Annotated in this window: 18 protein-coding genes; 7 read left to right on the forward strand and 11 right to left on the reverse strand. The window is 62.9% G+C overall.

Features of this window, described 5'->3' with window-relative positions; translation table 11 throughout:
• Positions 1-200 precede the first annotated feature (200 nt).
• Together ACVWVP_RS30375 and pobA are read right to left on the reverse strand one after the other, a co-directional pair.
• The gene (locus ACVWVP_RS30375) at positions 201-1,718 is read right to left on the reverse strand and encodes an MDR family MFS transporter (protein WP_259175809.1); all 1,518 of its coding nucleotides are present in this window, start codon (positions 1,716-1,718) and stop codon (positions 201-203) included.
• A 75-nt stretch (positions 1,719-1,793) separates the two neighbouring features.
• On the reverse strand, positions 1,794-2,978 hold the full coding sequence (gene pobA, locus ACVWVP_RS30380) for a 4-hydroxybenzoate 3-monooxygenase (protein WP_457409845.1): 1,185 nt from the start codon (positions 2,976-2,978) through the stop codon (positions 1,794-1,796).
• A gap of 188 nt (positions 2,979-3,166) precedes the next feature.
• Between pobA and ACVWVP_RS30385 the strand changes: the two genes are divergently transcribed.
• A complete protein-coding gene (locus ACVWVP_RS30385) occupies positions 3,167-4,057 on the forward strand; it encodes a helix-turn-helix domain-containing protein (protein ID WP_457409795.1) in 891 nt (296 codons plus the stop codon).
• 28 nt (positions 4,058-4,085) lie between these two features.
• Here the strand turns inward: ACVWVP_RS30385 and ACVWVP_RS30390 are convergent, their stop codons facing one another.
• Positions 4,086-4,265: a hypothetical protein gene (locus ACVWVP_RS30390; protein WP_176995297.1), complete on the reverse strand. Its 180-nt coding sequence runs from the start codon at positions 4,263-4,265 to the stop codon at positions 4,086-4,088.
• Between the two features lie 100 nt (positions 4,266-4,365).
• On the reverse strand, positions 4,366-5,271 hold the full coding sequence (locus ACVWVP_RS30395) for a LysR family transcriptional regulator (protein ID WP_457409797.1): 906 nt from the start codon (positions 5,269-5,271) through the stop codon (positions 4,366-4,368).
• Between the two features lie 104 nt (positions 5,272-5,375).
• Between ACVWVP_RS30395 and ACVWVP_RS30400 the strand changes: the two genes are divergently transcribed.
• Positions 5,376-6,242 carry an MBL fold metallo-hydrolase gene (locus ACVWVP_RS30400; protein ID WP_457409799.1) on the forward strand — a complete coding sequence of 289 codons (867 nt, stop codon included), beginning with the start codon at positions 5,376-5,378 and terminating at the stop codon, positions 6,240-6,242.
• Positions 6,243-6,275: 33 nt separating this feature from the next.
• A complete protein-coding gene (locus ACVWVP_RS30405) occupies positions 6,276-6,890 on the forward strand; it encodes an NAD(P)-dependent oxidoreductase (RefSeq protein ID WP_457409802.1) in 615 nt (204 codons plus the stop codon).
• 171 nt (positions 6,891-7,061) lie between these two features.
• On the opposite strand, the gene ACVWVP_RS30410 is transcribed toward ACVWVP_RS30405, so the two are convergent.
• Positions 7,062-7,934 (reverse strand): LysR substrate-binding domain-containing protein, encoded by an 873-nt coding sequence (locus ACVWVP_RS30410; RefSeq protein ID WP_457409804.1) that lies wholly within the window; start codon positions 7,932-7,934, stop codon positions 7,062-7,064.
• A gap of 111 nt (positions 7,935-8,045) precedes the next feature.
• On the opposite strand from ACVWVP_RS30410, the gene ACVWVP_RS30415 reads away from it, so the two are divergent.
• The 3 genes from ACVWVP_RS30415 (at position 8,046) to ACVWVP_RS30425 (ending at position 12,366) form a co-directional block, all read left to right on the forward strand.
• Positions 8,046-9,671 carry a 5-guanidino-2-oxopentanoate decarboxylase gene (locus ACVWVP_RS30415; protein WP_259175816.1) on the forward strand — a complete coding sequence of 542 codons (1,626 nt, stop codon included), beginning with the start codon at positions 8,046-8,048 and terminating at the stop codon, positions 9,669-9,671.
• Positions 9,668-11,110, forward strand: coding sequence for an aldehyde dehydrogenase family protein (locus tag ACVWVP_RS30420; RefSeq protein WP_457409805.1), 1,443 nt, complete (start codon positions 9,668-9,670; stop codon positions 11,108-11,110). Before ACVWVP_RS30415 ends, ACVWVP_RS30420 begins: the two co-directional genes overlap by 4 nt.
• 320 nt (positions 11,111-11,430) lie before the next feature.
• Positions 11,431-12,366 (forward strand): LysR family transcriptional regulator, encoded by a 936-nt coding sequence (locus tag ACVWVP_RS30425; RefSeq protein ID WP_259175818.1) that lies wholly within the window; start codon positions 11,431-11,433, stop codon positions 12,364-12,366.
• 3 nt (positions 12,367-12,369) lie between these two features.
• Here the strand turns inward: ACVWVP_RS30425 and ACVWVP_RS30430 are convergent, their stop codons facing one another.
• Together ACVWVP_RS30430 and ACVWVP_RS30435 are read right to left on the reverse strand one after the other, a co-directional pair.
• The gene (locus ACVWVP_RS30430; protein WP_176995288.1) at positions 12,370-12,732 is read right to left on the reverse strand and encodes a 5-carboxymethyl-2-hydroxymuconate Delta-isomerase; all 363 of its coding nucleotides are present in this window, start codon (positions 12,730-12,732) and stop codon (positions 12,370-12,372) included.
• Positions 12,733-12,859: 127 nt separating this feature from the next.
• Positions 12,860-13,795 carry a LysR substrate-binding domain-containing protein gene (locus ACVWVP_RS30435; RefSeq protein WP_176995287.1) on the reverse strand — a complete coding sequence of 312 codons (936 nt, stop codon included), beginning with the start codon at positions 13,793-13,795 and terminating at the stop codon, positions 12,860-12,862.
• A gap of 147 nt (positions 13,796-13,942) precedes the next feature.
• Between ACVWVP_RS30435 and ACVWVP_RS30440 the strand changes: the two genes are divergently transcribed.
• A complete protein-coding gene (locus ACVWVP_RS30440) occupies positions 13,943-14,101 on the forward strand; it encodes a hypothetical protein (protein WP_178926108.1) in 159 nt (52 codons plus the stop codon).
• On the opposite strand, the gene ACVWVP_RS30445 is transcribed toward ACVWVP_RS30440, so the two are convergent.
• The 4 genes from ACVWVP_RS30445 to ACVWVP_RS30460 all read right to left on the reverse strand — a co-directional run bounded on the left by ACVWVP_RS30445 (position 14,056) and on the right by ACVWVP_RS30460 (position 18,718).
• Complete coding sequence (locus ACVWVP_RS30445) at positions 14,056-15,381, reverse strand: MFS transporter (protein ID WP_259175821.1); 1,326 nt, start codon at positions 15,379-15,381, stop codon at positions 14,056-14,058. The genes ACVWVP_RS30440 and ACVWVP_RS30445 overlap by 46 nt on opposite strands.
• A gap of 55 nt (positions 15,382-15,436) precedes the next feature.
• On the reverse strand, positions 15,437-16,759 hold the full coding sequence (locus ACVWVP_RS30450) for an MFS transporter (protein ID WP_178925741.1): 1,323 nt from the start codon (positions 16,757-16,759) through the stop codon (positions 15,437-15,439).
• 73 nt (positions 16,760-16,832) lie between these two features.
• Positions 16,833-17,711 carry an SMP-30/gluconolactonase/LRE family protein gene (locus ACVWVP_RS30455; protein WP_457409810.1) on the reverse strand — a complete coding sequence of 293 codons (879 nt, stop codon included), beginning with the start codon at positions 17,709-17,711 and terminating at the stop codon, positions 16,833-16,835.
• A gap of 74 nt (positions 17,712-17,785) precedes the next feature.
• Positions 17,786-18,718 carry a 3-keto-5-aminohexanoate cleavage protein gene (locus ACVWVP_RS30460; RefSeq protein ID WP_457409812.1) on the reverse strand — a complete coding sequence of 311 codons (933 nt, stop codon included), beginning with the start codon at positions 18,716-18,718 and terminating at the stop codon, positions 17,786-17,788.
• Between the last annotated feature and the right edge of the window lie 7 nt (positions 18,719-18,725).

Consider the following 18,725-nt stretch of genomic DNA (forward strand, 5'->3'; position numbering starts at 1 on the left):
GCGCTGGGCCAAGGATGGCCCATCGCGGCGGCCCACGCTCCAAAGCCGGAGTGAGGGCACACCGAGCCTAGGCGAGGTGCCGAGTGTTGGGGCAAAGCGTTTTTGGTTACTTTTGGCGCTCTTCCAAAAGTGACCCGCCGTAAGGGCGGAACCCTAAGTAGCCGTTACCGCAGCAACGGAACTACACCCCCCACCCAACCTCACCGAGCCTTATCCTCCCGCCCCCGCAACACCCGATTAGGCATAGCCAGAGCCGCCATCAACCCAAGCAAAGAAACCCCCGCACTCACCATCAACAAATGCCGAAACGTCACCGCCAACTCCCCACGCAACGCATCCTGCGCCGGCCCTGGCGCCGCGTTCAGCCCATCCAACAAAACATTCCCCGAACCGCCCTCAGCCCCCAACGCCCCACTGGCCAAGTGCGCAAAACTCGAATCCTGCAACAACGCCAGCAACAGCGCCGACATGCACGCCACCCCCACCGCGCCACCCAGCGAACGGAACAGGTTGGTGGTACTGGTGGCCACACCAATATCCCGCTGTTCTACCGAATTCTGCGTCCCCACCAGCGATGTCGGAAACTGCATCCCCGCCGCAATCCCACACAGCAGCATAAACACCGCCGTCATCCCCACCGCCTGGGGCGCGCTGTAGGCCATGCCGAGAATCGCAAACGGGCTCAACAGCGCGCCACTCAAGATCATCGGTTTATAGCGCCCGGTCACCGAGGTCATACGCCCGGCGAAATAGGCGCCCATGGGCAACCCCATTGCCAACGGCAACAGGTGCAACGCCGCGCTGTCGGCGCCGGAACCGGTCACCGTCTGGTAGCGCAGCGGCATCAACACCGTCAGGGAAATCGCCTGGAAGCTGGTGAAGAAAATCGTACACCAGCACAACACCGCACTGCGGTTGGCGAACAGGTGCATCGGCAGCAGCGGCTCCCGCGCGCGGCGTTCATGCCAGACAAACACGCTCAGCGCCACCAACGCGCACGCCAGCAGGCCCAGCACCTGGTCGTCGCGCCAGTGATGGCCCTGGCCGATTTCGGTGATGCCCAGCAGCAAGGCGGTCAAGCCGATGATCATCAATATTGTGCCGAGGTAGTCGATGATCGGCTTGCGCTGCGGCACCGGCAAACCCACCAGCGTGCGATGGGCCACGTACCAGGCGCCGGCGCCCAGTGGCAGGTTGATCAGGAACACCCAGCGCCATGACAGGTACTCGGTCATGTAGCCGCCCAATACCGGCCCGGCCACGCTGGCCACGGCGTACATGCTGCTGAAGTAGCCCTGGTAGCGCCCGCGTTCACGGGGCGGGATGATGTCACCGATGATCGCCTGGCTCACCGAGATCATCCCGCCGGCGCCGATGCCCTGAAGGATCCGCGCCAGCACCAGTTGCTCCATGCTTTGCGCCATGCCGCAGAACAGCGACGCCAGCGTGAACAGGCCCATGCCGATCAGCATCATCGGTCGCCGCCCATACAGGTCGCCGAGCTTGCCGTAGATCGGCACCGCCACCGTCATCGCCACCATGTAGCCGGAGATCACCCAGGCCAGCAGGTTGACGTCATGGAATTGCGCCGAAATGGCCGGCATGGACACGGCGACGATGGTCTGGTCCAGGGCACCGAGGAAGATCGCCATCATCAAGGCAGCCAGCACACTGCGTACGGCGGGAACGGGTTGGGCGGGCTGATTCAGGTTGGTCACGGCAGAACCTTTCGAGCAGGGCCCACGGGTAAGGAAGGGCCCGCGGGAATGCTCGACATCTTACTCGATAGCAGGCTATTCGATAGCCTCGTAAGGAAGTCCGACGTAATTTTCTGCAATGGTTTTACGACCGGCCTCCGAGTGGATGAAGTACTCAAGCTCGCTCTCGGCGATGCGCTGGCTGAAGCCGTCCGCTTGTGGGAATTGATGCAGCATCGAAGTCATCCACCAGGAGAACCGCTCGGCCTTCCACACGCGGCGCAGGCAGATGGCGGAGTACTTTTCCAGCAAGTCCACCCGTCCCTCGCGGTACACCTTGAACAGGATCCGATACAGCGTGCTCACATCACTGGCCGCCAGGTTCAGCCCCTTGGCGCCAGTGGGTGGCACGATGTGCGCCGCATCGCCAAGCAGGAACAGGCGCCCGTACTGCATCGGCTCCACCACGAAACTGCGCAGCGGCGCGATACTCTTCTCGATCGATGGTCCTGTGACCAACCGCGGCGCCAGCTCGCCCGGCAGGCGGGTTTTCAGTTCCTCCCAGAAGCGCTCATCCGACCACTCATCCAACGGTTCTTCCACCGGCACTTGCAGGTAATACCGGCTGCGCGTCGGCGAGCGCATGCTGCATAACGCAAAGCCACGCGAGTGTTTGGCGTATACCAGTTCCGGGTGCACGGGCGGTGTATCGGCCAGGATGCCTAGCCAGCCAAAGGGATAGACCCGCTCGAACACCTCCAGCGACTCGGCAGGAATCGACTGACGCGCCACCCCGTGGAAACCGTCGCAACCGGCGATGTAGTCGCACTCCAGGCGATACGTCTCGCCTTCGTGCTCGAAGGTGAGCCAGGGTCGATCACTGTTGAGGTCGTGGGGCTGCACGTTGTGCGCTTCATACAGGGTGCTGGCGCCAGCGGCTTCACGGGCGGCCATCAGGTCGCGGGTGACTTCGGTCTGGCCGTAGACCATCACCGACTGCCCGCACGTCAGCGCCTTGAGGTCGATGTGGGTGAGCCTGCCATTGAGCGCCAGTTCAAAACCGTCATGCACCAGGCCCTCGGCGTCCATGCGCTGGCTCACGCCCGCCTCGCGCAACAGGTCGACCATGCCTTGTTCCAGCACCCCGGCACGGATGCGACCTTTCACATAATCGGCGCGCTGACGCTCAAGAATAAGGGTCTGGATACCGGCGTTGTGCAGCAGTTGGCCGAGCAGCAATCCCGAAGGACCGGCGCCAATAATGGCGACTTGGGTTTTCAGCGTTTTCATTATTTTTATGGCCCGCAAGCTTCACCGAACGGATTGGGTGAAAGAGTTGTCATTGATCTGGTTGCTGGCATTTTTCACTTGAGTGGCCGGCAAAAGAAGGTGAAAACTGAGACAAAGCCTGCGCTTTTTGCCAATCGGGGCGATTACCGCACCACTATCCTGAGTATCGGATTGAAACCATGACGAAAACTGCCAGTTCCGCGATTCCGGTCTTCAAGCTGTACGGGGAAAGCCAGCAATGGCCAACGCCGGATTTGTTGCACTGTGAAACCATTTCCCGGCGGAGTCGGGAATACCAGTGGGAAATCCAGCCCCACCGGCACGCGGATCTGTGCCAGTTGCTGTATGTCCACAAGGGTCACGCGCAGTTGGAAATCGAAGGCCAGCGCACCACGCTCAACGAAGCCACGCTGCAGGTGCTGCCGCCGTTGTGTGTGCATGGTTTTCGTTTTTCGGAGAATGTCGAAGGCTACGTGGTAACGCTGGCTGCACCGCTGGTGAGCCACTTGCAGGCGCAACTGGGGGCCACCGTCGACGGTTTACAGGCCCTGGGCAGTTACCCTGCCGGCAAGGACAGTGACTACCTCAACGCCCAGTTCGCCCGCCTGCAGGACGAATACGCCGATGAGCAACCGGCGCGGGACATGATGATGCACGCCCTGGTCAGCGTGCTGCTGGTGTGGATCAGCCGCCAGGCCATCCAGCGCCGCCATCCCCGCACACCACGCGGCCGTGAGTACTTTCGGCGCTTTACCCAGTTGGTCGAACAGCATTATCGCGAACACCCGAAGATCGAAGACCTGGCCCATAAACTGGGCATCTCGGTCTCGCACCTCAACGGTACGTGTCGGGAATTGGGAGGGCAGCCTGCACTGCAGATCATGCATGACCGCCAGTTGCTGGAAGCCAAGCGCCTGCTGACCTACACCAGCATGACCATCAACGAGATGTCGGAAGTGCTGGGGTTTTCCGACCCCACCAACTTCTCACGGCTGTTCCGCCGACGGGTCGGGTTCTCGCCCAAGGCCTTTCGCGAACAGCTCAAGGCCGACACCAGCCCCTCTTTGTAGGAGCCGGCTTGCCGGCGATAGCGGTGTATCAGCGCAGCGCGCTGAAGCTGCCGGTATGGGGAACGCATTGGTCCTGATGGCAACTGATCGCAAAACTCGGCGGTTGCATGCGCGTTTGCTCTACCCGGTAGGCGGCGGTGCCATACAGCGCAGTCGCCAGGGCGCACAGGATGAAAATCATCAGGTACTTTCTGATTTTTAGCGTCATGGCACAGACCTCAGCACAGGTATGAACAGTGCTGTTTAAAGCATAGGTCAGCCAGGGCGAGTTGCCATTATTGGACGCTATTCAACCGGTTTATGTCGCCCTAGAGGCCTACGTCCCACGCAGGCTCCTCCGGAAACCTCACCACCAGGAAATCCAGCAGGCTGCGCAGCGCCTGGGGCATGTGTTTGCGCGAGGCGTACACCGCGTAGATGTTCATCTGCTGCGGCTCGGCGTCGGGCAACAAGCGAACCAATTCGCCGCTGCGGATGTAATCCCCGGCCTGATAGCTCGGCAACCGTGACACCCCCGCCCCCGCCAAGGTCACTCGCAACAACGTCGTGGCCTCATTGGCGCTGATAGTGCCCTGCACCGCCACGGACACCGGCTCGCCGTTCTCAGTAAAATGCCAGAGGCTTTTGCCGAAGTAGGAGTGGGTCAGGCAATTGTGCCCTGCCAGGTCACGCACCTGCCGGGGTTGCGGGTGCTCCAGCAGGTAAGCGGGCGACGCGCAGATCACCGAACGGCACAGGGTGAGCTTGCGCGCGATCAGGTTGGGGTCCAGTTCGAAACTGGTGCGGATGGCCAGGTCGATGCGTTCGTCCACCAGGTTCACCGTGCGGTCGAGCATCTGCATGTCGATGCTCACCAGCGGGTAGAGCTTGACGTACTCGGCCACCGCATCGGCCAACTGCGCCTGGCCGAACGAGCTGCTGACACTCAAGCGCAACTGACCGCGTGGGGCTTCATCGGGCTCGGTGACGGCAGCCTGCATGTCGTTGCACAACTCCAGCATCTGTCGGCAGCGCGGCAGCATTTCACTGCCGGCCGTCGTCAGGCTCAGCTTGCGCGTGGTGCGGTGCATCAGGCGTGCGCCCACCCAGTCTTCCAGTTCAGCCAGGTAGCGCGACACCACCGGCCGCGACAGGTCCAGATGATCGGCCGCCGCCGACTGGCTGCCCAGGTCGACTACGCTGACAAACACCCGCATTGCTTGAAGACGGTCCATGATTTGCCCGGTTTTAGAAACAAACTATGTTCAAGCATGGCATTTTTTGTGACGTTTAGTGCAACTAAGCTCTGTGCATCACTTATCCCTCGCTGGAGCTGCACATGATCTCGACCTTCAAACGGTTGGCCACCGCGATGGCCGCCCTGGCCTTTGCTGCCCACGCCGCTGCCGCGGACCTGACGCTCGATGCCTACAACCCGGGCACCTCGGCGATGATGCCGGTGAGTTCGGTACTGGTCAGTGGCGAGCATGACGTCATCCTGGTGAATGCGCAGTTCGGCAATGGCCAGGCGCAAGACCTGGTCCAGAAGATCCGCGCCAGCGGCAAGCACCTGACCACCATCTACGTCAGCGACGGCGACCCGGACTACTACTTCGGCCTCGACGTCCTGACCACCGCCTTCCCCGACGCCAAGGTGCTGGCCTCGCAGCCGGTGGTCGACCACATCAAGGCGACCGCCGAGCAAAAACTCGCGTTCTGGGGCCCGAAACTGGGCGCCGACAAACCAGCGAAGCTGGTCATCCCCCAGGTGCTGCAAGGCCACACCCTGACGCTTGAAGGCCAGGCGCTGGAAGTGGTCGGGCTGAACGGCCCGCAACCGGACCGCACCTTTGTGTGGATCCCATCGATCAAGGCCGTGGTCGGTGGCGTGGTGGTGTTTGAAAACACCCACGTGTGGATGGCTGACACCCAGACCGCCCAATCCCATGCCGACTGGTTGACCACCCTCAAGCGCATTGAAGCCTTGAAACCCCGCACGGTGATCCCAGGCCACTACCTGGGCACCCCCACCGTGAAGTCCGTGGCGTTTACCGCCGATTACATCAAGGCGTTCGACATCGAGACCGCCAAGGCCAAGGACTCTGCCGCGCTGATCACGGCCATGAAAAAGCGTTACCCGAACCTCGCCGACGAAGGCAGCCTGGAACTGGGTGCCAAAGTCGCCAAGGGCGAAATGAAGTGGTGAATGGTTTCAAACCCTAACGAACTGGAGAACGTCATGAGCAAGATTGCAATCATTGGTGCCACCGGCCGTGCCGGTAGCCAACTGCTGGAAGAAGCCCTGCGTCGCGGGCACAGCGTCACCGCCATTGCGCGTAACACCGACAAGATCGCCGTGCGCCCGGGCGTCACTGTGAAGAAAGTCGACGCACTGGACGCCGCGGCCCTGCAACAGGCTGTCAGCGGCAGCGACGTGGTGATCAGCGCCGCGCACTTCGCCACCCTGCCCGCCAGCGCCGTGATCGGCCCGGTGAAAAAGGCCGGCGTGAAGCGCCTGCTGGTGGTGGGCGGTGCCGGTTCGCTGCTGCTGCCAGGCGGTGGCCGCGTGATCGACAGCCCGGGCTTCCCGGCCGAGTACAAAGCCGAAGCCAGCGCGGGCGCCGAGTTTCTTAGCGTACTGCGCCAGGAAAAAGACCTGGACTGGACCTTCCTGTCGCCGTCGGCGGAGTTCGTCGAAACCGAGCGCACCGGCGCCTTCCGCCTGGGCCAGGATGACCTGCTGGTGAGCAGCGAAGGCCGCAGCTGGATCAGCTTCGCCGACTACGCCATCGCCCTGATCGACGAAGTGGAAACGCCGAAGCATTCACGCCAACGCTTCACCGTCGGCTACTGATCCAACGCTCTCCTACATGGGGGGATTGGCGTTCATGACCAGCCAATTGACCCAACGCGGTTAAACCTGTGGGAGCGGGCTTGCTCGCGAATGCGGTGTATCAGTGAAAGAAGTTTTAACTGAACCACCGCATTCGCGAGCAAGCCCGCTCCCACATTTGGATCTTCAGGGTTACGACTGTTGTGCCTGGCTGACGAGCCAATTCATAAGAGCCTCCAGCCCGGGTGAAGGCTCACTCCCCGAGGGATACACCAGGTAGTACCCCATCCCCGTTGCTACTTGCAGCTCGAACGGCATTGCCAACCGCCCCGCCTTCAAATCCTCACCGATCAGCGCACTGTCGCCGATCGCCACGCCCGAGCCTTGTGACGCCACCGTCATGGCCAAATCCAGTGTTTCGAAATGATGCCCCTGGGCCAGGTTGCTCAAATGGGTATTCGCCGCCTTGAGCCACAACGCCCAGTCCCGCTCATCCCGCGTGGGGTGCAGCAGTACCTGTTGCTGCAGGTCCGCCGGCGTGCGCAACCCGCCGAGCAAGGCCGGTGCACACACGGGTGTGAGTTGTTCGTCAAACAAGTGCCGGGCCTGGGCCGATTGCTCGGCGATGGGCGCATAGATCACCGCCGCATCAAATTGCTCGCGGCGAAAGTCCACGGTGTAGGCCACGGTGGTGGTGAGTTCCACAGGCACGTCCGGGCGCTCGTGCTGCCATTGCATCAAGCGCGGCAGCAGCCAGCGCATTACGCAGGTGGACGCCTTGAGTTGTAGGGTCTCGCGGCGGCCGCCGATCTGCTCCACTGCTTCGCCGATCAAACCGAATACCTGCTGGGCCCTTAGCGACCATTCGCGGCCTTCCTCGGTCAGGCTCAAACCCCGCGCCTGGCGTTGGAACAAGGCGTAGCCCAGGTGGTTTTCCAGCCCCGCAATCTGGCGGCTCACCGCGCCCTGGGTGATGTGCAGTTGCTCGGCCGCGCGGGTGAAATTGCAGCACTGGGCCGTGACCCAGAAGGTGTGCAGCGCGGGCAACGGTGGGAGGCGTTTCATAGGGGCGCAGCCATGACGTGAGGACATGGCTAGTATGACTTTTTATCGATTGTTGCCGCTACGGGCCAGCCGGTCCAATACCGCCTCGAATCCATAACAAGAGCGACATGTATGGCGACCTGCGGCGAAGTATTGGTCCACCTTCTGGAAGGCTACGGCGTGGATCAGGTGTTCGGCATCCCCGGCGTACACACTGTGGAGCTGTATCGCGGCCTGGCCCGCTCGAGCATCCGTCACGTTACCCCGCGCCACGAACAGGGCGCCGGCTTCATGGCTGACGGCTATGCGCGCACCAGCGGCAAGCCGGGTGTGTGTTTCATCATCACCGGCCCCGGCATGACCAACATCACCACGGCCATGGGCCAGGCCTATGCCGACTCGATCCCGATGCTGGTGATCTCCAGCGTGCAGTCACGCAGCCAATTGGGCGGCGGGCGCGGCAAGCTGCATGAACTGCCGAACCAGAGCGCGATGATGGCCGGCGTGGCCGCGTTCTCCCACACCTTGATGTCGGCGGCGGAACTGCCCGGCGTACTGGCCCGTGCATTTGCCCTGTTCCAGGCCGGCCGCCCGCGCCCGGTGCATATCGAGATCCCGCTGGATGTGCTGGTGGAAAACGCCGACGCCTTGCTCGGCAGCGAGCCGGTCAGCGTGGCCCGTGCCGGTGCGGCGCCGTCGGCGGTGAAACAAATGGCTCAACTGCTGGCGGCCGCCAAGCGCCCGTTGATCCTCGCCGGTGGCGGCGCCATCGACGCCGCCCCGGAACTGACCCGTCTGGCCGAAACCCTCGGCGCCCCCGTGGCCCTGACCATCAACGCCAAGGGCATGCTGCCCGCCAGCCACCCCCTGTTGATCGGCTCCACGCAAACACTGGTCGCCACCCGCGCATTGGTGGCCGACGCCGATGTGGTGCTGGCCATCGGCACGGAACTGGCCGAAACCGACTACGACGTGACCTTCGCCGGAGGCTTCGAGATTCCCGGCGCCTTACTGCGCGTCGACATCGATGCCGACCAGACCGTGCGCAATTACCCGCCGCAGGTAGCGCTGGTGGCCGATGCACAGATCGCCGCCGAGGCCTTGCTGGCAGAACTGAACAGCAAGCCGCTGCCTGCGCGCAACCCAGCGTGGGGCGCCGAACGGGTTACACGCCTGTGGGCCGATTTGGCGCCCACCTGGGACGCCGCCACCCGCGCGCAAACCCTGTTCCTCACCACCGTCCTGGACGAACTGCCCGACGCCGTGCTGGTGGGCGACTCCACCCAGCCGGTGTACAGCGGCAACCTCACGCTCAACCTCGACCACCCACGCCGCTGGTTCAATTCCTCCACCGGCTACGGCACGTTGGGCTACGCCTTGCCGGCCGCCATCGGCGCCTGGCTGGGGCGTGGCGACGGGCAGCCGGTGGTGTGCCTGATCGGCGATGGCGGCCTGCAATTCAGCCTGCCGGAACTGGCCAGCGCCGTGGAAGCACGGGTGCCGGTCATCGTCCTGCTGTGGAATAACCAGGGCTACGAAGAGATCAAGAAGTACATGGTCAACCGCGCTATCGAACCGGTCGGCGTAGACATCTACACCCCGGACTTCATCGGCGTGGCCAAGGCACTGGGCTGCGCCGCCGAGCGTATCCAGGGCAGCGAACACTTGCGCACAGCCTTACGTGCCGCGGCCGATCGCCAGGGGCCGACGCTGATTGAAATCGACCAGGGACTTTGGATGAAGGAGGTAGGGGTATGAGCGCAGTATTGAACGGTGTGTACATCGACGGTGTATGGCGTGCCGGCCATGACGTGCTGGAGGTGATCAACCCGGCCACCGAGGCGACGTTGGCCCAGGTCAGCGTGGGTGATGCCACAGCAGTAAAGCTGGCGGTCGACGCGGCCAGCGCCGCGTTCGGTGACTGGTCCAAGAGTACCGGCCGTGATCGTGGCGCGCTGTTGCGCAAGGTCGCCCAGGGCGTCAGCGAACGCCGCGAGCAGCTGATGCAATTGCAGTCGAGCAACAACGGCAAGCCGCTGTTTGAAGCGGGGATCGATGTGGACGACGTGATCGCCACCTTCGAGTACTACGCCGGTGTGGCTGAAGAAATGGACGCTGGGCAAGACCGCCCGGTGGCGCTGCCCAGCGATGACTTCAGCGCGCGTCTGCGCCGTGAGCCGTGTGGCGTGGTGGGGCTGATCGTACCGTGGAATTTCCCGATGGTGACCACCGCCTGGAAACTCGCCCCGGCCCTGGCGGCCGGCTGCTGCGTGGTGCTCAAACCCTCGGAAGTCACGCCGCTGGCGGAGCTTGAATTGGCGCGGATCATCGCCGAAGCGGGCTTCCCGAGCGGCGTGTTCAACCTGGTCTGCGGCACCGGCCTGGCGGTGGGCGCGCCCCTGGCAGCAGACCGTCGCGTGGCGAAGATCTCCTTCACCGGCAGCAACGCAGTGGGCGTGCAAGTGATGCAGCGTGCTGCTGAAACCATCAAGGGCGTGAGCCTGGAACTGGGCGGCAAATCCTCGTTGCTGGTGCTGGCCGACGCCGACCTCGACCTGGCGGTGGAACTGGCGTGCGGCGGTGGTTTTTTCAACGCGGGGCAAATCTGCTCGGCCACCAGCCGCGTGTTGGTGGCTGACAGCCTGGCGGATGAATTCCTGCAACGCTTGCAGGCACGGGCTGAAGGTATTCGCGTGGCCGACCCGTTTGCCGACGACGTGGAAATGGGCGCGCTGATCAATCGCGCGCAGTATCAGCGGGTGCTGGGGCATATCAGGCGTGGTGTTGAAGACGGCGCGCGGTTGCTGTGCGGTGGTGAACGGCCGGCGGATCTGGCCAAGGGTTTCTTCATTCGGCCGACGGTGTTTACCGATGTGCCGTTGGACAGTGCGTTGTGGAACGAAGAGATCTTTGGACCGGTGCTGTGTGTACGCCGCTTTACCACTGAAGAAGAAGCCATCGCCCTGGCCAACGACAGCGACTTCGGCCTGGTGGCCAGTGTGGTCAGCCGCAACCCTGAAGCCACCGAGCGTGTCGCCAATGCGTTGCAAGCCGGGCTGATATGGATCAACGCGCCGCAGGTGATCTTCCCGCAGACGGCGTGGGGCGGTTACAAGCAGAGCAGCATCGGCCGCGAGCTGGGGCCGTGGGGGTTGGCGGCATTCCAGGAGATCAAGCACGTGATTAAATCCATCTAACGACACACATCCCATGTGAGAGCTGGCTTGCCTGCGATAGCGGTGTGTCAATCAACGCTGTATCAACTGACAGATCGCCATCGCAGGCAAGCCAGCTCCCACAAAAGCCAGTTTCCACAGTGGATCGCCGTTGTGTCAGTCAGCCGCTTCACCCCGCAGCATTACGCTCGGCATATTCGCTGACGTCGTGTTGCAAACATTATTTGTCTCACGCCAAACATAGAAACGCCCTACAGAGCTTTCTATTGGTACGAGCGTTCCGTTAAGCTTTTGCCCTTGTCGCGCGCTGTCACAGTGCCAAGGCTTACCGGATGGAATGGATGCTAAACAGTAATTCGCTCAGAAAGCTCGATATGCAGGACTTGATGGTGTTCATCGCCGTCTACGACCAGAGCAGCGTTACCGAGGTGTCCGAAACGCTGTTCGTCAGCCAGTCCACCGTGAGCTACAGCCTGAAGAAACTGCGCACCAGTTTCGAGGACGAGCTGTTTATCAACACGCGGGCGGGCATGCGGCCAACGTACAAGGCCACCACCATGTATGGCCATGTGCAGAAGATCCTCGAAAGCATCAACCTGTGCCACGCCGGGGGCCAGGCCTTCGACCCGACGCAAAAAGCCGTGACCTTCAACGTGTGTGCCCCGGAATACTTCGAGCAATTGATCCTGCCGCGCCTGCTGAAAAACTTCGACCGCGCCGACCTGCCGGTGATCGTCAACGTGCAAAAGCTGGAAAGCGACATCCCCGCCGACGACCTGCGCGAAGGCCGCCTCGACCTGGTGATCTGCTTCGGCCCGCACTTTCACCGCGCCCACAAAGACTTCAAGACCCAGATGCTGCTCGAAGATGATTTGGTGTGTGTGTTCGACCAACGTTCGGCGCCCCGGGAGCCGGCGTTCAGCCTGCAATCCTTTGTGGAGCGCCGCCACGTGTTCCCGACGCCCTGGACCTCCAGCACCAACATGATTGACGGCTGGCTCGCGCGCCAGGCCCACAAGCGCCAAGTGGTGGCGCGGGCCAACAGCTACGGCGCGGCACTGAAGATGATCACCGGCACCGACTTCGTCGTCACCCTGCCCCGCCGCGTGCAGAAGCTGCTGGCGCCACCGCCGGTATTCGGCCATTGCGAAGCGCCCAACGGCTTACCAGGGTTCACCCTGGACATGCAGTGGAACGAAACCAGTGAACAGGACAGCGCCAATACCTGGTTTCGCGAGCAAGTCGTAAAAGTCTGCGCCGAACAAGGGTTGCTGTAACCCTTAACCGATGGCGACTTTGCTGTAGGAATCGCGATCAATGTCCAGCAGCTCGACACTCAGTTGCAGCTGCACGCCTTCGGGCCAATCACCCAGGTCTTGCAGCGCCGCCAACAGGCTTTCGGAGAGCTGTTTCTTGACCTGGGGCGAGCGCCCGCTGAGCAGCGATAGTTTCACCGCAATAAAGCCACGGGAACTCAGGGAGGTGCCGACCTGGAAGCTCTCGACCTTCACGGCGCGGCTCTTGATGTCGAACTCGGAACCGAACTGCCCGGATGCCATCAGCACGTTGTTGAGCCGCAACAGGGTTTTCTCAACCGCCAGGTCTGGCAAGTTGGCGGTGTATTCCAGGTGCAGGTGCGGCATGAAAAGCTCCGAGTACGTGTAGGAAAAGAGTCATAGGTATAACACGCGGCCGAAATGAACCGGGCCGTTTTGTCGGTGAAACTTCGGTCAGGCGCCTGCGCGAGCAGTCCCGCTTGGACGCGTTGCCTCAGGATTTGGCGGCCAGCACCGGCAGCAGGTCGCGCTCGCTCATGAACGCTTCCAGCCGCGAGCGCATCCAGCGTTCCGCTGGGTCGGTGTCCACGTGGCTGAGCCAGACCATCGACAGGTCCAGGGTCGGGGTTTCAAACGGAAACGGCTCGCAGAACAGGTTGCCGCTGGCGGCCATGGCCTGGGCGGTGTAGTCGGGCAAGCTGGCGATCATGTCGGTGCCGGCGAGCAAGGCCGGCAGCGCGCTGTACTGCGGCACCGACAGCACCACATGGCGCTTGCGGCCGATCTCCGCCAGCCATTCATCGGCGAACCCGGACACGTTGGCGGTGTGGGACACCAGCACATGGGGGCGTGCGCAATATTCGTCGAGGGTCAGCGGGGTGTCTGAAGCGTCAGCGCGCAGCAAGCTGGGGCGGATATGCCGCAGCAACTTGCGCTTGGCATTGGCCGGCAGGCCACGCGTTTGGGTGATGCCGACGGTGATATCGCCCGAGGCCAGCAGGTCCGGGATTCGCCAGTAGTCGACGTGCTGCACCACAAACACCACCAGCGGTGCTTCCTGGCGCAAGGCCCGCAGCAACGGCGGCAGCAGGCCGAACTCAACGTCGTCGGACAGGCCGATGCGGAAGGTCATGGTGCTTTGGGTGGGGTCAAAATCGTGGGTCAGGCTCAAGGCCGACGAGAGGGAGTCCAGGGCCGGCGACAGGTGCTGGATGATCTCCTCGGCGCGCGCGGTGGGTTCCATGCGATGGCCGACGCGGATGAACAGCGGGTCGTTGAACAGCGTACGCAGGCGGTTGAGGGCCGAGCTGATGGTGGGTTGGCCGAGAAACAGCTTCTCGGCCACGCGTGTCACATTGCGCTCCAGCATCAGTGCTTCGAAGACCACCATCAGGTTGATGTCGGCCTTGCGTAGTTCATTGCGATTCATCGGCGCCTGCCCCTTTCCCCAAGACAAGCCGCAGTTTAGAAAGCCCGGGGGCCTGCGTCTATGTGCGCACTGTTCATCCGCAGGCTTTGGGACTATAAATCAGCTTTCCAGGGTCGCAGGAACACCACCGTGCTGGTCATTTTCGCCATGAGCGCCCTCTTTAGCGGGGTGTTGCTCTGGGCCATCAAGTTCATCGAAAACCCGACTGCCAGGACACTGCTGCGGGTATTTGTCGGCCTGTGCCTGGCGGCCATCGTGGCTTACCTGGTGCTGGCTTCCGGGTTCCCCACTTCATTGCTGGTGTGAGTCGCCTCCTGCCCCTGACGCAAGCGCAATGCCGCCAGCGCCGCCACCACCAACACCAGTGCAATCACCTTCAAGCCGTTCATCGCGTTACCGGTGCTCATTTCAATCGCGCCCATCACCGACGGCCCGACAAACCCGCCCAACAGCCCGCACGCGTTGACGAACCCCAGACCGCCCGCCAACGCGACGCCCTTGAGGCGTGACGCCGGGTACAGGAACACGATCGACTGCACCACAAAGAACATCACCGCCGACAGGCAAAAGCCCAGCAAACTGAACACCGGCCCCGACACCGACGCAATGCCCAGCCCCAGCGCCATGGTCAGCAGCCCTGTCACCAGCAGACGCCGGCAACGCCCGGGCGTCGTGGCAAAACGCGGAATCAGCACGGCGCCCAGTGCCGCCGCCATCCACGGCAGCGACGTCAGCAGGCCGACGCTCATGGTGCTCAGCTCCCCGTATTTGCTGATGATGCTCGGCAGGAAAAAGATCACGGTGTAGATGGTGATCTGATGGCAAAAATACACAAAGATCGCCAACAGGATTTGTGGGGTCAGCCAGTTTTTCAACGAGTGCCCACCCTCGCCCGCGCCCTCTTCGGTTTCCTGGGCGATACGCTGCTCGATGCCCCGCGCTTCTTCGGCCGACAGCCACGACGCCTTGCTCGGGCGATCCGGCAACTTGCACCACACCACCCAGGCAAACGCCACGGCCGGCAAGCCTTCGAGCAGGAACATCCACTGCCAGCCATGCCAACCGAGCAGGCCGTCCATGCGCATCAAGGCCGCGCCCACCGGGCCGCCGATGATGTTGGCAAAGCACACGCCCAACAGAAAATAACCGGTGGCCCGCGCCCGTTGTTCACGGTTGAACCAGTACGTCAGATAGAGCATGACGCCCGGAAACAACCCGGCCTCGGCGATGCCCAGCAACAGGCGCAGCACGTAGAACGAGGTCTCGCCCTGCACAAAGGCCATGGCCGCCGAGATCAGGCCCCAGGTCACCATGATTCGGGCGATCCAGAACCGCGCGCCGACCTTGTGCATGATCAGGTTGCTGGGGATTTCCGACAGCGCATAGGTGAGGAAAAACAACCCGGCGCCCAGCCCGTAGGCCGCGGCGGAAATGCCCAGGTCGACGTCCAGGTGATGCTTGGCCAGGGCGATGTTGGTGCGGTCCAGGAAACTCAGAATGTAGGCGATGATCAGCAAGGGCATCAGCTTGGCGAACATCAGTTTATTCAGCGCCTGCGGTTCGCGGGCCCGGGTGACGGTTGTCATCGGCAGTTCCTCTTGGCGCCCCGCCAGCCGAGCTGGGGGGCGCATCAGTGTTGTTCTAGGGTTGGAGTTGCACAGCCATGGCCTGGGGGCGATGGGAAAACAGTTGCAGCAGCGCGCCGCCGAGGGCGCAGCCGGCCATCACGAAGAAGCACACGGTGTAGCCGTGCAGCGTGGTCCAGCCGCCGCCCATGGCAATCAGGCTGCCCATCAGCACCGGCGCCAGGCCGCCGCCGATGAACATCGCGGTGGTGATGATGCCGTTGGCGGTGGAGGTCGCAGACGGCTCGGCCGAGTCACAGGCCACCGCGTAGTAGATCGGCCACACCGCATTGGCCACCAGGCCGAACAGCAGTTGCACGACGATGATCAGCGTCAGGGTGTTGGCGAAGTAGAACGCGCCGACACTCGCCGCCATCCACAGCCCGCAGATGATCAGGGTGGTGCGTCGGCCGATGATGTCCGACAGCGACGGCCACACCAGTTGCCCGAGGATGCCGGTGAGGGTGAACACCACGCTCATCCCCGCCGACTCCGCGAGGGACAACCCGGCGATGTTGTAGAGATAGGCCGGCAGCACGATGTTGACGCCCATGTACACCACTTGGGTGAGCATCGTATTGCCGGCCGTGAGGGCGATATTCCGGTTGCGCAAGGTGGCGACAAAGGTGCGCCAAGCCTCGCCTTTTACCGCGCTGGGCGGTGCGTTGTCGGGCGGGGTCATGCCTTTGGCGGCAATGTCGACATACAGTGCGGTGATGCGCTCGGCTGTGGAGTAGCGCGCCCAGAAGATCATCAGCGGCAGCGCCACCACAAAGGCGAAGAAGAACACGTAGCGCCAGTTGTCTTCGCCGAACACGGTGATGACAAAGCTGGCGACGATGCCGCTGAGCATCGCCCCGATCGGATAACCGGTGTGGTGCGCGCCCAAGGCAAAGCCGCGACGCTCCACCGGCCACCACTCGGCGGTGTTGCTCACGCCCACCGGCTCGCCCCAGCCCGCGCCGAGGTTGACGCCGACGCGCAGGGCAATAAAGGTGGCCAGGTTGCCGCTCAGTGCCTTGAAGCCCGACAGGAACGAGATCGCGGTGTAACCCAGCACCAGCGGCACCTGGAAGCGCGCGCGTTTCCAGCCGCCACCGTAACGGTCGCTCCACATGGAGCCGGGGATATCCAGCAGCGCCAGGGCCAGCATGACCACCGTGGCCACGGTGCCCCACTGGTCGGCGGACAGATCGAAATGCTTGGAGATGGTCGGCCCCAGGCGCAACACGATCTCACGGTCATAGGCGTTGAGGATCCAGATCATCCAACAGACCAGCAGCGACACCCAGGAATGCCGGTGAATGCTGCGCAGCGACGCTTTTTTGATAGTTGCCATGGGCCTCTCCAGGCGCGCAAGGGCGCGCACTGACACAAGGTTGCGAAGGAATTTGCCTTGTCACACACACGCGCTAGCTGGCGAAACGTCGCTCGGCTATTCCTTGCACGCCCAACCCGGTAATGGCGAACAGCGCGCCGCGCTGCTGGCCGTCTGCCGGGAAACGCGGCAGCGGCGGCTTGGCCATCGAGGTCACAAACAGGGTGTCCAGGTTCGGCCCGCCGAAGGTCAGGCTGGTGACCTTTTTCACCGGCATCTGGATGATGCGGTCGACGTGGCCGTCGGGGGTGTAGCGCACCAGTTTTCCGGCGTAGACCAGCGCCTGCCACAGGCACCCTTCGGCGTCGACGGTGCAGCCGTCGGCGGCGCCACCTCCGGAGGTGTCGACCTTGGCAAAGGTGCGGCGGTTGCTCACGCCTCCTGTGGCGAGGTCGTAGTCATAGGCCCAGATCTCGCCGGACCAGGTGTCACAGAAGTAGAAGGTTTCGCCCGACGGGCTCCAGCACGGGCCGTTGGACACGATGATGCCTTCGTCCAGGGTGTGCAGGCTCAGGTCGGCGTCCAGCCGGTAGAGCTTGGCGCTGGCGCTGTCTTCGAGGGTGTCCATGGAGCCGAAGACAAAGCGGCCCTGGCGATCGACCTTGCCATCGTTGAGGCGGTTGTTCGGCAGGTGCGGTTCCGGGTCGATGACGAGGTTGAGTTCACCGCTCTTGAGGTCGAGGGTGTGCACGCCGTTTTGCAGGGCGACAATCGCCGAGTGGCCGTTGTGGCGCAGGGCCATGGAGCCGATTTTCTGGCCCACGTCCCAGGCGCGCAGTTCACGACCGTCATCAGTACAGCGCAGGACCCGGCCGTCGGCGCTGTCGATCCAGTACAGCCGTTGTTGTTCGACGTCCCACACCGGGCCTTCGCCCAGGGTGGTCTTGATGTCGACGAGCACTTCGATACGCATGGTGATCCCCTTATTGTTGTTGTGCGGGATGCAGGCCGTGCTTCACCACGGCCTCGTTGTTTGCAGCGTCAGGCTTAGAAATTGACCTGGTCACGCCCCTTGAGCCCGAGGATTTCCCGCGCTTCATCCGGCGTGGCCACGCGATGGCCGAGGGCTTCGATCACCGTGCGGATGCGCCGTACCTGGTCGGCGTTGGAGGCTGCCAGCTTGCCCGGCCCGTCCCACAGCGAATCTTCCAGGCCGACCCGCGCGTTACTGCCCATGGACAGGCCCATGGTCGCCAGCGGAATTTGCCCACGCCCGGCACCGAGGATCGACCACACGTAGTCGTCACCAAACAAGCGGTCGGCGGTGCGCCGCATGTGCGCCAGGTCTTCCGGGTGCCCACCGATGCCACCGCGCAAACCGAACACCGACTGGATAAACAGCGGCGGCTTGAGCAGGCCGCGCTCCAGGAAATGCGCGGCGGTGTAGAGGTGGCCGATGTCGTAGCACTCGATCTCGAAACGGGTGCGGTTCTCGGCGCAGGAATTGAGGATGTGGGTGATGTCGCGGAAGGTGTTGCGGAAGATCCGGTCGTCACTGTCTTCGAGGTACGGGCGCTCCCAGTCGTGCTTGAAGTCAGTGAAGCGGTTGAGCATTTCGTACAGGCCGAAGTTCATCGAGCCCATGTTCAACGAGGCCAGTTCCGGCTTGAACTGCATCACCGGCTGCAGGCGCTCTTCCACGCCCATGGTCGGTGCGCCGCCGGTGGTGATGTTGATCACCACGTCGCTGGCAGCCTTGATCTGCGGCAGGAATTCGGCGAACAGCGCCGGGTCCTGGCTGGGGCGGCCATCGTTGGGGTCACGGGCATGCAGGTGGACAATCGCGGCGCCGGCTTCGGCGGCACCGATGGCGGCGTCGGCAATTTCCTGCGCGGTGATCGGCAAGTGCGGCGACATCGACGGCGTATGAATCGCACCGGTAACGGCGCAGGTAATGATGACAGGACGATTTTTGGACATGACGAAT

The organism is Pseudomonas sp. TE24901 (assembly GCF_054058375.1).

Excerpts from the sequence above, each read along its gene's own strand:
- ACVWVP_RS30385 (WP_457409795.1), top strand. The coding sequence starts at position 3,167 with ATGACGAAAACTGCCAGTTCCGCGATTCCGGTCTTCAAGCTGTACGGG.
- ACVWVP_RS30390 (WP_176995297.1), bottom strand. The coding sequence starts at position 4,265 with ATGACGCTAAAAATCAGAAAGTACCTGATGATTTTCATCCTGTGCGCC.
- ACVWVP_RS30395 (WP_457409797.1), bottom strand. The coding sequence starts at position 5,271 with ATGGACCGTCTTCAAGCAATGCGGGTGTTTGTCAGCGTAGTCGACCTG.
- ACVWVP_RS30400 (WP_457409799.1), top strand. The coding sequence starts at position 5,376 with ATGATCTCGACCTTCAAACGGTTGGCCACCGCGATGGCCGCCCTGGCC.
- ACVWVP_RS30405 (WP_457409802.1), top strand. The coding sequence starts at position 6,276 with ATGAGCAAGATTGCAATCATTGGTGCCACCGGCCGTGCCGGTAGCCAA.
- ACVWVP_RS30410 (WP_457409804.1), bottom strand. The coding sequence starts at position 7,934 with ATGAAACGCCTCCCACCGTTGCCCGCGCTGCACACCTTCTGGGTCACG.
- ACVWVP_RS30415 (WP_259175816.1), top strand. The coding sequence starts at position 8,046 with ATGGCGACCTGCGGCGAAGTATTGGTCCACCTTCTGGAAGGCTACGGC.
- ACVWVP_RS30420 (WP_457409805.1), top strand. The coding sequence starts at position 9,668 with ATGAGCGCAGTATTGAACGGTGTGTACATCGACGGTGTATGGCGTGCC.
- ACVWVP_RS30425 (WP_259175818.1), top strand. The coding sequence starts at position 11,431 with ATGCTAAACAGTAATTCGCTCAGAAAGCTCGATATGCAGGACTTGATG.
- ACVWVP_RS30430 (WP_176995288.1), bottom strand. The coding sequence starts at position 12,732 with ATGCCGCACCTGCACCTGGAATACACCGCCAACTTGCCAGACCTGGCG.
- ACVWVP_RS30435 (WP_176995287.1), bottom strand. The coding sequence starts at position 13,795 with ATGAATCGCAATGAACTACGCAAGGCCGACATCAACCTGATGGTGGTC.
- ACVWVP_RS30440 (WP_178926108.1), top strand. The coding sequence starts at position 13,943 with ATGAGCGCCCTCTTTAGCGGGGTGTTGCTCTGGGCCATCAAGTTCATC.
- ACVWVP_RS30445 (WP_259175821.1), bottom strand. The coding sequence starts at position 15,381 with ATGACAACCGTCACCCGGGCCCGCGAACCGCAGGCGCTGAATAAACTG.
- ACVWVP_RS30450 (WP_178925741.1), bottom strand. The coding sequence starts at position 16,759 with ATGGCAACTATCAAAAAAGCGTCGCTGCGCAGCATTCACCGGCATTCC.
- ACVWVP_RS30455 (WP_457409810.1), bottom strand. The coding sequence starts at position 17,711 with ATGCGTATCGAAGTGCTCGTCGACATCAAGACCACCCTGGGCGAAGGC.
- ACVWVP_RS30460 (WP_457409812.1), bottom strand. The coding sequence starts at position 18,718 with ATGTCCAAAAATCGTCCTGTCATCATTACCTGCGCCGTTACCGGTGCG.